The organism is Streptomyces azureus (assembly GCF_001270025.1).
GTDB classification, from domain to species: domain Bacteria; phylum Actinomycetota; class Actinomycetes; order Streptomycetales; family Streptomycetaceae; genus Streptomyces; species Streptomyces azureus.
In genome coordinates this window covers 38999-51513 of record NZ_DF968392.1, presented here as the reverse complement: position 1 = coordinate 51513, position 12515 = coordinate 38999, and the positions used below count along the sequence as shown (strand labels likewise).

General features: G+C 71.3%; 12 protein-coding genes and 2 riboswitches. Of the genes, 8 read left to right on the top strand and 4 right to left on the bottom strand.

Going from position 1 to position 12515, the window contains the following annotated elements; translation table 11 throughout:
- Positions 1-30: 30 nt before the first annotated feature.
- Positions 31-130: riboswitch (glycine riboswitch) on the top strand.
- A riboswitch (glycine riboswitch) is annotated at positions 131-250 on the top strand.
- Between the two features lie 38 nt (positions 251-288).
- From gcvT to AOQ53_RS32540, 4 genes are all read left to right on the top strand, one after another.
- Positions 289-1410, top strand: coding sequence for a glycine cleavage system aminomethyltransferase GcvT (gcvT, locus tag AOQ53_RS32555; RefSeq protein ID WP_059422731.1), 1122 nt, complete (start codon positions 289-291; stop codon positions 1408-1410).
- A 104-nt stretch (positions 1411-1514) separates the two neighbouring features.
- Positions 1515-1892 carry a glycine cleavage system protein GcvH gene (gene gcvH, locus AOQ53_RS32550; RefSeq protein WP_059422730.1) on the top strand — a complete coding sequence of 126 codons (378 nt, stop codon included), beginning with the start codon at positions 1515-1517 and terminating at the stop codon, positions 1890-1892.
- A 14-nt stretch (positions 1893-1906) separates the two neighbouring features.
- Positions 1907-3169, top strand: coding sequence for a serine hydroxymethyltransferase (glyA, locus tag AOQ53_RS32545; RefSeq protein WP_059422729.1), 1263 nt, complete (start codon positions 1907-1909; stop codon positions 3167-3169).
- A gap of 84 nt (positions 3170-3253) precedes the next feature.
- Positions 3254-4621, top strand: coding sequence for an L-serine ammonia-lyase (locus tag AOQ53_RS32540; RefSeq protein WP_059422727.1), 1368 nt, complete (start codon positions 3254-3256; stop codon positions 4619-4621).
- A gap of 154 nt (positions 4622-4775) precedes the next feature.
- On the opposite strand, the gene AOQ53_RS32535 is transcribed toward AOQ53_RS32540, so the two are convergent.
- Positions 4776-5993 carry an ATP-grasp domain-containing protein gene (locus AOQ53_RS32535; RefSeq protein WP_148640404.1) on the bottom strand — a complete coding sequence of 406 codons (1218 nt, stop codon included), beginning with the start codon at positions 5991-5993 and terminating at the stop codon, positions 4776-4778.
- Positions 5994-6478: 485 nt separating this feature from the next.
- On the opposite strand from AOQ53_RS32535, the gene AOQ53_RS32525 reads away from it, so the two are divergent.
- The 4 genes from AOQ53_RS32525 (at position 6479) to AOQ53_RS32510 (ending at position 8783) form a co-directional block, all read left to right on the top strand.
- Entirely contained in the window at positions 6479-6823 is a 345-nt protein-coding gene (locus AOQ53_RS32525) for an McrC family protein (protein WP_059422724.1), read from the top strand.
- Positions 6824-6908: 85 nt separating this feature from the next.
- The gene (locus AOQ53_RS32520) at positions 6909-7466 is read left to right on the top strand and encodes a glycoside hydrolase family 25 protein (protein WP_059422722.1); all 558 of its coding nucleotides are present in this window, start codon (positions 6909-6911) and stop codon (positions 7464-7466) included.
- 139 nt (positions 7467-7605) lie between these two features.
- Entirely contained in the window at positions 7606-8100 is a 495-nt protein-coding gene (locus tag AOQ53_RS32515) for a Pycsar system effector family protein (protein WP_059422720.1), read from the top strand.
- A complete protein-coding gene (locus AOQ53_RS32510) occupies positions 8085-8783 on the top strand; it encodes a Crp/Fnr family transcriptional regulator (RefSeq protein WP_236711897.1) in 699 nt (232 codons plus the stop codon). Before AOQ53_RS32515 ends, AOQ53_RS32510 begins: the two co-directional genes overlap by 16 nt.
- Before the next feature lie 200 nt (positions 8784-8983).
- On the opposite strand, the gene AOQ53_RS32505 is transcribed toward AOQ53_RS32510, so the two are convergent.
- The 3 genes from AOQ53_RS32505 to AOQ53_RS32495 are packed head-to-tail and all read right to left on the bottom strand — an operon-like array spanning position 8984 to position 12421.
- Positions 8984-10639 carry a hypothetical protein gene (locus AOQ53_RS32505; RefSeq protein WP_148640403.1) on the bottom strand — a complete coding sequence of 552 codons (1656 nt, stop codon included), beginning with the start codon at positions 10637-10639 and terminating at the stop codon, positions 8984-8986.
- A complete protein-coding gene (locus AOQ53_RS32500; protein ID WP_059422716.1) occupies positions 10627-11742 on the bottom strand; it encodes a protein phosphatase 2C domain-containing protein in 1116 nt (371 codons plus the stop codon). Before AOQ53_RS32500 ends, AOQ53_RS32505 begins: the two co-directional genes overlap by 13 nt.
- 1 nt (position 11743) lies before the next feature.
- On the bottom strand, positions 11744-12421 hold the full coding sequence (locus AOQ53_RS32495) for a vWA domain-containing protein (protein WP_078945608.1): 678 nt from the start codon (positions 12419-12421) through the stop codon (positions 11744-11746).
- Positions 12422-12515 lie beyond the last annotated feature (94 nt).

The following is a 12515-nucleotide window of genomic DNA, read 5'->3' as shown; positions in this document are numbered from 1 at the left end:
GATGTGCGCGCCAACTGCATACCGGCCGTTTGAATCCGCGCGGGAGAGTTCCCAGCATCGCTGACGCTGGGGCGCCGAAGGAGCAAGTCCCTCCCTTGAATCTCTCAGGCCCCGTTACCGCGCGGGCGAGGCACATCTGAAAAGCGGGCCTTCCCCTGTCCAGGACAAGGGGTGCGGCTCCACCCAAGGTGCAAGCCAGGACCGTGTGGTCATGGCGAACCTCTCAGGTTCCGATGACAGATGGGGAGGAACGACCTCGCCCGTCATGCCCTTGGAGACGACCGACCGATGAGCAGTACAGGAGAACTCCGCCACACCGCGCTCGATGCCCTGCATCGTTCGCTCGGCGCGACGATGACCGACTTCGCCGGCTGGGACATGCCCCTGCGCTACGGCTCCGAGCGCGACGAGCACAACGCCGTGCGCACGAAGGCCGGCCTGTTCGACCTCTCCCACATGGGGGAGATCACCGTCACCGGTCCGCAGGCCGCCGCCCTCCTCGACCACGCCCTGGTGGGCAACATCGGCGGCGTCAAGCCCGGCCGCGCCCGCTACACCATGATCTGCCGGGCCGACGGCGGCATCCTCGACGACCTGATCGTCTACCGGCTCGCGGAGACCGAGTACATGGTCGTCGCCAACGCCTCCAACGCCCAGGTCGTCCTGGACGCCCTGGCGGAACGTTCCGCGGGCTTCGACGCCGAGGTGCGTGACGACCGGGACGCCTACGCGCTGATCGCCGTGCAGGGACCGGAGTCCCCGGGGATCCTGAAGTCCCTCACCGACGCCGACCTCGACGGCCTGAAGTACTACGCCGGTCTGCCGGGCACGGTCGCGGGCGTCCCGGCGCTGATCGCCCGCACCGGCTACACCGGCGAGGACGGCTTCGAGCTGTTCGTGAAGCCGGAGCACGCGGTCGAGCTGTGGCAGGCCCTGACCAAGGCGGGCGAGGGCGCCGGTCTGGTCCCCTGCGGGCTGTCCTGCCGCGACACACTGCGTCTGGAGGCGGGCATGCCGCTGTACGGGCACGAGCTGAGCACCTCCCTGACGCCCTTCGACGCCGGGCTCGGCCGGGTGGTGAAGTTCGAGAAGGAGGGCGACTTCGTGGGCCGCGAGGCCCTGCGGGAGGCCGCCGCCCGCGCCGAGCAGAACCCGCCCCGCGTGCTGGTCGGGCTCGTCGCCGAGGGCCGCCGGGTCCCGCGCGCCGGGTACGCGGTCGTGGCCGGCGGCGAGGTGATCGGCGAGGTCACCTCCGGCGCCCCCTCCCCCACCCTCGGCAAGCCGATCGCGATGGCGTACGTCGACGCCGCGCACGCCGCGCCCGGCACACCCGGCGTGGCCGTGGACATCCGGGGCAGTCACGAGCCGTACGAGGTCGTGGCGCTGCCGTTCTACAAGCGGCAGAAGTAGACACTGGCCGGGGGCCGCCGCAGGCGCCCCCGTGGTCCTTCGTTCCAGCTCACCAGTAGTCCCCCCGTCAACAGCACTCCCGCGCGTACAGGAGAATCCAGGCCATGAGCAACCCCCAGCAGCTGCGTTACAGCAAGGAACACGAGTGGCTGTCGGCCGCCGAGGACGGCGTCGCGACGGTCGGCATCACGGAGCACGCGGCCAACGCGCTCGGCGACGTGGTCTTCGTCCAGCTCCCCGAGGTCGGTGACTCCGTGTCCGCGGGCGAGACCTGCGGCGAGCTGGAGTCGACCAAGTCGGTGTCCGACCTCTACTCCCCCGTCTCCGGTGAGGTCACCGAGGTCAACGAGGACGTCGTGAACGACCCGTCGCTGGTGAACTCGGCCCCCTTCGAGGGCGGCTGGCTGTTCAAGGTGCGGGTCACGGACGAGCCGGGCGACCTGCTCTCCGCCGACGAGTACACCGCGTTCTCCGCCGGCTGAGGAGGCGTAGCCGTATGTCCGTCCTGAACACACCCCTGCACGAGCTCGACCCGGCCGTGGCCGCCGCGGTCGACGCCGAGCTGCACCGGCAGCAGTCCACGCTCGAGATGATCGCCTCGGAGAACTTCGCGCCGGTCGCGGTCATGGAGGCGCAGGGCTCGGTCCTCACCAACAAGTACGCCGAGGGCTACCCGGGCCGCCGCTACTACGGCGGCTGCGAGCACGTCGACGTGGTCGAGCAGATCGCGATCGACCGCATCAAGGAGCTGTTCGGCGCCGAGCACGCCAACGTGCAGCCGCACTCGGGCGCCCAGGCCAACGCCGCCGCGATGTTCGCGCTGCTCAAGCCGGGCGACACCATCATGGGTCTGAACCTCGCGCACGGCGGGCACCTGACCCACGGCATGAAGATCAACTTCTCCGGCAAGCTCTACGACGTCGTCGCCTACCACGTCGGCGACGACGGCCGGGTCGACATGGCCGAGGTCGAGCGGCTCGCCAAGGAGTCGAAGCCGAAGCTGATCGTCGCGGGCTGGTCGGCCTACCCGCGGCAGCTGGACTTCGCCTCCTTCCGCCGGATCGCGGACGAGGTCGGCGCGTACCTGATGGTCGACATGGCGCACTTCGCCGGTCTGGTCGCGGCGGGGCTGCACCCGAACCCGGTCCCGCACGCGCACGTGGTGACCACGACCACCCACAAGACGCTGGGCGGCCCGCGCGGCGGTGTGATCCTCTCCACGGCCGAGCTCGCCAAGAAGATCAACTCGGCTGTCTTCCCCGGTCAGCAGGGCGGTCCGCTGGAGCATGTGATCGCGGCCAAGGCGGTCGCCTTCAAGGTCGCGGCCTCGGAGGACTTCAAGGAGCGCCAGCGCCGTACGCTGGAGGGTGCCCGCATCCTGGCCGAGCGTCTGGTGAAGGACGACGTCCGGGCCGTGGGCGTGGACGTCCTGTCCGGCGGCACGGACGTGCACCTGGTCCTGGTCGACCTGCGCCACTCGGAGCTGGACGGACAGCAGGCCGAGGACCGCCTCCACGAGGTGGGCATCACGGTCAACCGGAACGCCATCCCGAACGACCCGCGTCCGCCGATGGTGACGTCCGGCCTGCGGATCGGTACACCGGCCCTGGCCACCCGCGGGTTCCAGGCGGAGGACTTCGCGGAGGTCGCGGACGTCATCGCCGAGGCGCTGAAGCCGTCCTACGACGCGGAGGCCCTCAAGGCCCGGGTGAAGGCCCTGGCCGGCAAGCACCCGCTCTACCCGGGTCTGAACCCATAACGAAGAAGCCTTTCGGGCGCCGTGCGGCCACAAGCGGCGCGGCGCCCACCCCCTCTGCACCACCCCCGTAGTCAGGAGTTCCCCGTGGCCATCTCGGTCTTCGACCTGTTCTCGATCGGCATCGGCCCGTCCAGCTCCCACACGGTCGGCCCGATGCGCGCGGCCCGGATGTTCGCGCGGCGGCTGCGCAACGAGGAACTGCTGGCCCCGACCGCGAAGGTCCGCGCGGAGCTCTACGGCTCGCTCGGCGCCACCGGCCACGGCCACGGCACGCCCAAGGCGGTGCTGCTCGGTCTCGAGGGCGACTCGCCGCGCACGGTGGACGTGGAGTCGGCCGACGAGCGGGTGGAGACGATCAAGGCCGACGGCCGGTTGAACCTGCTGGGCGAGCACGACATCGCGTTCTCCTACGACGACGACATGGTCCTGCACCGCCGCAAGGCGCTGCCGTACCACGCGAACGGCATGACCCTGTGGGCGTACGACGCCTCGGGCGCGGAGCTGCTGACGAAGACGTACTACTCGGTCGGCGGCGGTTTCGTCGTCGACGAGGACGCGGTCGGCGCGGACCGCATCAAGCTCGACGACACCGTGCTGAAGTACCCCTTCCGCACGGGCGACGAGCTGCTGCGCATGGCCGGGGAGACGGGCCTGTCCATCTCCGCGCTGATGCTGGAGAACGAGCGGGCCTGGCGCTCCGAGGAGGAGATCCGCGAAGGCCTGCTGGAGATCTGGCGGGTGATGGAGGCGTGCGTGGCGCGCGGCATGTCCCGCGAGGGCATCCTGCCGGGCGGTCTGAAGGTGCGCCGCCGGGCCGCGAACACCGCCCGCAAGCTGCGCTCCGAGGGCGACCCGAAGGCCCTCGCCATGGAGTGGATCACGCTCTACGCGATGGCGGTCAACGAGGAGAACGCGGCCGGGGGCCGGGTCGTCACCGCCCCGACGAACGGCGCGGCCGGCATCATCCCGGCGGTCCTGCACTACTACGTCAACTTCGTGCCCGGCGCCGACGAGGAGGGCGTGGTGCGCTTCCTGCTCGCCGCGGGCGCGATCGGCATGCTGTTCAAGGAGAACGCGTCCATCTCCGGCGCCGAGGTCGGCTGCCAGGGGGAGGTCGGCTCCGCCTGCTCGATGGCGGCGGGCGCGCTGGCCGAGGTGCTCGGCGGCTCGCCGGAGCAGGTCGAGAACGCCGCGGAGATCGGCATGGAGCACAACCTCGGCCTGACCTGCGATCCCGTAGGCGGCCTGGTCCAGATCCCGTGCATCGAGCGCAACGGCATGGCCGCGGTGAAGGCCGTCACGGCCGCGCGCATGGCGATGCGCGGCGACGGCTCCCACAAGGTGTCCCTGGACAAGGTCATCAAGACGATGAAGGACACCGGCGCGGACATGTCGGTGAAGTACAAGGAGACGGCGCGGGGCGGGCTGGCGGTCAACATCATCGAGTGCTGACGGCCGGCGCGGCGCCGGGCAGCGGCCGCCGCGGTCGTGGCGGAAGGCACCGTCGCCGTCCGTGCCGGGGCCGTAGCGGAAGACACCGTCGCCGTCCGTGCCGGTGAGGCGTGTCAGCCGCTCGAAGGCCGGGCACGGTTTCAGGGGCCGGCGGTCACCGGGCCGACTCGCGGACGTCCGCGACGGCCGCGGGCAGGTCGGCCGGGTCCTCGGTGACGACGATCGCCACGACGGTGTCCGTGCCGGGCCAGTCCTCGGCGAGGACGACCCGCGGGCGGGCGAGCGCGGCCACGGCCACCTCGCCCGCCGGGCGCCCGTCCTTGGGCAGCAGCACCGTGGCCGCGCCGCGGCTGGGCTCGGGGGTCTCGCCGGGCAGCTCTCCGTCGGTGAGCAGGGCGAGCAGCGCCTCGTACGGCCGGACGGCTCCCTGGTGCGCGTACGGGATGAGGTGCGAGTTGATCAGGTCGCCGCCGAGCCGCCCGCCGACCTCCAGGACGAACGGGCCCGCGGAGCCGAGCCGCAGGTCGACGTGGAACCCACCGGTCCCGAGGCCGACGGCGTGCACGGCCTGCTCGGCGGCCCGCATCAGGTCCTTGACCTGCGTGTCCGTCAAGGCGGAGGGGACAGCCGTGGCCCATGACGGGGACAACGGCCCGTCGACGCTCTTGTCGGTGACGCCGAGGATCCGCACCGTGCCGTCGGAGACGACACCCGAGACGGAGTGCTCGGAGCCGTCGACGTACTCCTCGACGAGGAAGTCGCTGGTCTTGGAGTAGTTGGCGGCCGTGAGCGCGAACACCTCGTCCAGGCCGGTGTCCTGGGTGATCAGCGCCATGCCGCGGCCGCCGGAGCAGTGGGCGGGCTTGAACACCAGGGGTCGGCCCGCGGCGCCGAGCTCCGACGCGACGGCCCGCAGGTCGTCGAGCGTCCGGCCCGCCCGCCAGGGGGGGTTGAGGCCGTACGGCTCCATGGCCCGGCGCTGGGCGGCCTTGTCGGTGGTGACGGCCGCGGCGTCGGTACCGATGCCGCGCACCCCGAACCGCTCGGCGAGCAGCGCGGTGAGGCCGACGTACTTGTCGCCCCAGCAGACGACGGCGGCGGGGATCCGGTCCGGAGAGGCCTGAGCGGCCTGCTCCGCGAGCGAGGAGCCGCGGTCGAAGGAACCGAGCCGGTGGCCGGGCAGCTCCGTGTGGGAGACGTCGGCGTCGGACGCGACGTGGACATTCAGTCCCCGTGCGGCGGCGGCGCCGAGTTCGGCGCGCCATTCCAGGGGGGAGCGCCGCAGGCCGAGGTAGAGCACGGTGCTGCTCCCCGCCCCGCCGCCGTCGTCCGCTGCCGTCGGGGTCACAGCGGGGGTGTGTGCTGTCGTCATCTGGTCGGACACCGTTCTCGTTCGCCGTCGTGGTCTGCGTGCCCTGGAGGGCTGTTGAACCCTCACCCGGAGCACCGTCCTCCGCCTAGTCTGGGCCCTTCGAGCACCAGGGGGTGGGGCACAATGGCGAGGCGGCCGGAAAGCACCGATGTCGTGGCGGCGGTGCGGCGGGTCTTCCGCGAGGGACTGCTGAGCGGGACGTCCGCGTTCGCGCGGGAGTTGCCGGCCTGGAGCGGGGCGACGGCTTCCGATCTGCGGGTCCGGTTCGTGGACCAGCCGGACGAGTCCTCGGACACCTTCCTGGTCAAGCTGCGGCGCCAGCTCGACGGCGCCCCCGACGCGACGGTGGTCCTCGCCGCCGAGCTGCTGTTCGTGAACATGGCGCCGCTGGTGCCCGAGCAGATCGGGCTTGCGACGTCCTCGCCCGCCAGGGGGTCCAATGCGCCGGGCAGGAGGGACACCACCGCCTGGACGAGGCCCGCAGGGTGCGTCTGCGTCCGGACATCGTGCTGTACCGGGCGGGCCGCCCCGTGTCCGTCGTCGACGCGAAGTACGTCTTCCTCGACAGGCTCGCGCCCTCCACCGACCACCTCGGCCAACTGCTCGGCTACTGCACCGCGCTCGGCCTGCCGCACGGCCACCTCGTCTACGCCGCCACCTCGCAGGACGGCCCGGACGGCCACGTCATCCGCCGCTCCGGCATCACGGTCACGGCCCACGCCCTGGACCTCGCCCGCCCACCGGCCGAACTCCTCGCGAGTGTCGCCGAGTTGGCCGATCGGATCGCCGCCACGGCGGCCCGCGCCCACCCCACGGCCCACCCAAGTTGACATTTCCACGTCGGTCCACAGCAGCCCGTGCCATGGTGGTAGGCACCAACTCCCCGCCCCTCACCGGCACTCCAGGGAGACCCCGATGCTGCGCGGCATAGACGTGAGCTCCTACCAGTCCTCCTCCTACGACACCGACGGCCTGTCCTTCGTCTTCGTCAAGGCGACCGAGGGGCGTTCCTACGTCAACCCCAGACTCGCCGCCCAGACGAAGCGTGCCCGCGACGCCGGGCTGGTCGTCGGCTTCTACCACTTCCTGTGGCCCGGCAACCTCACCGCCCAGGCCGAGTACTTCGCCGCCAAGGCCCCGGACCGGCCGGGCGACATCCTCGCCGTCGACTGGGAGACGACCAGCGAAGGGACGCACGCGAGCAACGCGCAGAAGGACCTGTTCATCCGGAAGCTGAAGGACCTCCGGCCGAACAACCAGGTGGTGCTCTACTGCAACCGGAATTTCTGGCTCAACATCGACACGACGTCCTACGCGGGCGACGGGCTGTGGATAGCCGACTACGTCTCCGCGGGCAAGCCCCGCATCAAGGCCAAGTGGCGCTTCCACCAGTACACCGACGACCCGCTGGACAAGAACGTGGCCGACTTCGGGAGCAAGGCGGCGCTGCGGAAGTGGGCGGAGGACGCCTGACGGGAGTCGGTACGGCCCACCGGCGGACCGGCCCGGCGCTCGGCTCGGTGTGAATTCCCAGGGACCATCAGGTTTTGCAGGGATCGCCCGAGGCCACACTTATGCAGTCTCGATGCAGTCGACGAGGGGGGCGGGGGCCATGGCGGAGACGGATCCCGTGGAGACGGCCTGGCGAATCCACGCGGCACTGGCCGACTGGACAGGCAGGGTCGACGCGAAGGCCGGCTTCGCGCTCACACTGGAGTCGGCGGTACTGGGCGCCCTGGTCGCGCTGTCCGGATCCGGCCACCACCTGGGGCAGGTGCACGGCACGGTCCCCAGGTTGCTCTTGTGGCTGGGTGTGGCGCTGCTCGGGCTGGCCGCCCTGGCGTCCGTGTCCGTCGTGAGCCCGCGGCTGCGGTCACAGCCGGGGCACGACCCCAACCAGCATTTCGTGTACTTCGGTGATCTGCGGCACTGGGATCCCGAGCACCTCACCGAGAAGCTCACGACCACCTCTCCGCTGCCCTCCCTGACGCGTCAGCTGGTGGACATGAGCCAGATCGCCTGGGCCAAGCACCAGCGGGTGCGGCAGTCCCTCGTGCTCGCCGTCGCGGGCGTGGCCGTCACTGCGCTCGCGTGGCTGCTGGGCTGACCATCATGGGTGGCCGCCCCGCTCCCTTCTGGGAGGCACTGGACCCGGACGACCGCTCCGCGCTGCGGCGGGTGGCGACACAGTGCTCGCTGCCCGCTGACCGGCAACTGCTGGCCCAGGGCGAGGACTCGGACCATCTGATCGTGCTGCTGCGCGGCTGGATCAAGGTCGTCGCCCAGTCCCACGCCGGCTACCGCGCCCTGCTCGCCCTGCGTGGTTCGGGCGAACTTCTCGGCGAGCAGGCCGGGCTGGAGCAACGGCGCCGCTCGGCCTCTCTGCTGACGGCCACCACGGTCGACGTGCTCCAGGTGACCGCGGCCCGCTTCCACGGCCTCGCCCGTGCCCGGCCGAGCATCGCCGCGGCACTGGAGCAGACCCTGTCCCAGCGCCTGCGCGAGGCGGATCTGCAGCGCACCGGCATCACCGAGCCCGTGCCCGCCCGGCTCGCCGCTCTCCTGCTGGACCTCGCCGAACGTTGCGGCCACCCCGCGCCCGACGGCACCGGCCGCCGTATCGGCCTGCCCCTCTCCCAGGACGACCTGGCCGGCCTGCTGCTCACCTCCCGTCGCACGGTGAGCCGGGTCCTGGAACAGTGGCGCTCCGAGGGCTGGGTCATGACGGGGCGCCAGACGTTGTTGGTGCGCTCCATGGACCAACTCAAGGGGCAGGCCTTCGGCGGGTGACCGCCCGTCTCTCGGGGTCGATCGACCCACTCTGGGCCGGCCGGGATGCGCTCGGAGGTGTTCAGACGGGATCGGCATCGATCCAGGAGGAGTCCGACTTGCCTCCCTCGATCGCCCGCTGCCGCACCGGCTGCCATGCGCTCGGCGCCGGCCGCCGGCCCGGTTCCCCGCTCTGGCTCCGCGTCGCGCGGGCGTCAGGGTCAGCAGGGGGCATAGCTCACCCCGTCCCGCGGCGCCTTGAAGATGCGGAAGCCGTCCGTGCGGGTCAGCTGGTACGTCACCGTCCAGTCGTCGCAGGTGTCGTTCGGCCGCTCCGCCGGACCGTAGCCGGGAGACTGCCGGCTGCGGAAGTGCACGGTGGCGAAGGTGTACTTCCCGGAGGTGTCCAAACCGCTGAGGACCAAGCGGCTGTCCTTCGTGGTGGACATGACCTGCTTCCACTTGTTGCGGCTCACGGTGGAGTCCATGTCGACGGCGGTGGTGGCGGGGTCGTAGTAGCTCAGCGCCGTGTCGTAGTCCCGGGTGTTGATAGCACCGAAGAAGCGGGCGAACATGGCGGCCACCTCCTCGGCCTCCGGATCGCCGGCCACCTGGGAGTAGTCCACGGCGGCGCCGGGCGCCTCGGCCCGGGCCGACCCGGAGTCCTCGGTCTCCTGGGAGCCGAAGCCCGGGCCGCTGTCGGAGGTCGAGCCGCCGTACGGGCTGCCGCTGCTGACCGGCGACGGGGAGTCGTCGGAGCCGTTCGACGAGTCGAAATGGTTCACCGCGCCGTAGCCGAGCACGGCCATCACCAGCAGGACGACCAGCGTGCCGGCCGCACGGCCGCCGCCCGGCGAGCCCCCGGCCGGGCCGGGTACGGGCGGTTGCGGCGGCACGGCTGCCGACCCGGTGCCGGTGACCTGCTGATGCGGGGCGACGGTCACCGTCCCGTTAATACCGGGCCCGGTGCCGGCCGTGCTCCGGCGGGTCTTCAACCGGCTGTCCGCCCGGTCCAGCGCGGACAGCCAGTCGGCCGGCCTCGGCCGCCGGTGCGGTTCCCTGCTCTGGCTCCGCATGGCCAGGTCCGCGAGATCCGGCGACACGCCGCGCAGCGGGCCGGGGTCCATGAGGTCCTGGCTGCGGTTGAACAGGCGCAGGGCGATCAGTCCGAACTTGAAGGAGTCGGAGGCCACCGTGCCCTTCTCGCCCTCGGGCACCTCCCAGCCGGTGGTTTCCACCTGGGTCAGCACATCCCTGCCCCGGTACCGCATCGAATCGCAGTCGATCAGCAGACATCTGCCCTGTCCGGCAAGCGTGAACATGACGTTCTTCGGTGACAGGTCGCCCACCGTCACGTGCTGCCGGTGCAACCGGTCGAGCGTGTGTGCCAGGTCGATCAGGAGCCGCAGCCGCTGTCCGTCGTCGGCATGCAGCCCGATCATCGACATGTAGTCGTCGCCGTTCAGCAGGAATTCCAGGGCCTGCGGCTTCGTCTGCCCGAGCGTGGGACTGCTGAGCTCGAACTCGCCGGTGACCCGGTTCATCAGGAAGCCGACCACCGTTGTGGCCGGATTCGCGGACGGCGGCGGTGCGTTCGGCGGGCTGCCCGTGTAGACCATGGCGACCGGCCAGGTCAGCCGTGGCTCCAGGAAGGCGCGGTCCTCGTCGCTGAGCAGGTCGAGGAAGCAGCACATGTCGTGGAGCACGTCGGCGTCGATCGGAACCTTGTACTCCTTGAAGGCCAGATACGTGCCCGGGAGTCTGTCCGGCGGACGCGGCACGCCGTAGACGACACCCTGCCCGCCGTCGCCCAGCCGGTTCCGCCGGTAGTCGCCCAACTGGCCGGGACGGACCCAGGGCACCCTTACATCGCGCATCCGGGCCCCTCGTTCCGTGGCCACAGTGCCACCAGCGTCCGGTCGTCGTCGAAGGTCTCCCGGGAGAAGTCGAGCAGGTGGGCGAAGCCCAACGGCGGTACGGGGCGGCGCAGCGCGGTGGCGAACAGCCGGGCCACGGCGCCCCGTCCATCGCCGACGGGGTCCCCGAAGCCGTCGGTGCCGACCAGCAGGACGGTGCCCGGGTCCAGGGAGAAATGGAACGGGCGGAGGTCACCGGGGACGTAGGGCAGCGGCTGCACGGCCGAGGAGACCAGGCCGTCGGCCCCGGCCTGCTTTCCGCCGGTCAGCGGGTAGAGCTGCTCGTGTTTGATCGCCCAGACCCCGGAGTCGCCCACCGAGACCAGCGTGACCTCCACACCGCTCGGGGTGGGTGTGGCCGCTCCGGCGACGAGGGTGGTCGCCAGCAGGCCGGCGGTCTCCTCGACGCTCGTGTCCGGCGAACGCAGGAGGCGACTGGCCTGTTCGCGCAGCTGCCAGTGCACCGTGGACAGCAGCTTGTTCCAGTCGGCGACGAAACCGCCGCCCGCCCGCACCTGGCCGAGCATCTCGTCGACCGCGCTGCGGCAGGCCAGCTGCGAGCCGATGTGCGGCTGCCGGGCGTCGGACACGCCGTCCGCGACGGCGAACACCACGGTGCCGGTGTCCTGGTCCCAGCCCGCCGCGGCGTCGTCCTCACGCGGGCGGCCGTCGTACCGGTGCTGGTATCCGCGGACCGAGGCCAGCCGCAGTGCGAGCGCGTCCGTCGACCAGCCGTCGCACACCGTGTCGGGCCGGTACGACAGGCCCGTCGCCGGCCGGGGCTCGAACGCGGGTCCGGCGGTGCCGACGGTGAGCGGGTCCCAGCGCCGGGCAGACGGCTCTTCGGGCACCTGCCGGGCAGGGGGGACGGGCGCCGGGGAAGGCCCGTCGGCCGACCAGCCGTCCCGCCGCCAGTCGTAGACGTCGGCGAGGCCGGGCTCGTGCGGTGCCCCCGGTGCCTGGGGCGCCTGCGGATAGAGGGCGGGAGCCGGGCCGGGAGGGGGCGGCACGGGCCGGCCCGCCTCCCCTTGGTCCTCGGTGTGCTGGTGACGGTGCTTGCCCACGTCAGATCACATCGATCGCGACGGTGAAGCCTTCCGGCCTGTCCACCACCAGTTGGGGAGACGCCGAGCCGAGCGAACGGCCCGAGGCGATCACGCTCTTGGTGAGGGCCGTGCAGAACTTGGCGATGGCCGCGCCCACGTCGACGCCCTTGTTGGCGACGAAGCCGAACTCCGGCTGGGTGGCGACCTCGTTGATCGTCCTGGCGTCCGCGTCGACGATGCCGCAGGCGATGATGTTCGGCGCGCCGAGGGTCGTGCCCCGGTCGGTGAGCCGGCGGTGCGCGTCCTTCCAGTCCTCCTTGTTGGGCAGGCCGTCGCTGAGGAAGAACACGGCGGGCCGGTGCACCTGGTAGCCCTCCGCCTTCAGGCTGTTCACATCGGCCGGGATGCGGGAGATCAGGTCCTCGAAAACAGCGAGGTAGCTGGTCATGCCGCGGGTCGTCAGGCGCGGGAACTCGCCGGCACTGCGCAGGTCCACCAGGCGGACGCGTTCGATCACGTCGTCCGAGAAGCCCAGTACCGAGAAGCGCACCTTGGCCGCCGCCATCGGCTCGCCGAGCAACGCCTGGTGCAGTGACTTCAGCCCGTCGTTGAGGTCGTCGATGTGCGCGGTCATCGAGCCCGACTCGTCGGCGAGGACGTAGATGGGGAGCAAGTGCCCCCGGTTGCTTTCCATCATCGTCGTTCCGTTCTGGTCCCGTTGGGATTGGCGTGGGTGGGATGCGGTTGCTCAACTGCCGTGCCCGGCAGCGTAGGTGACGTTGCGTCAGTTA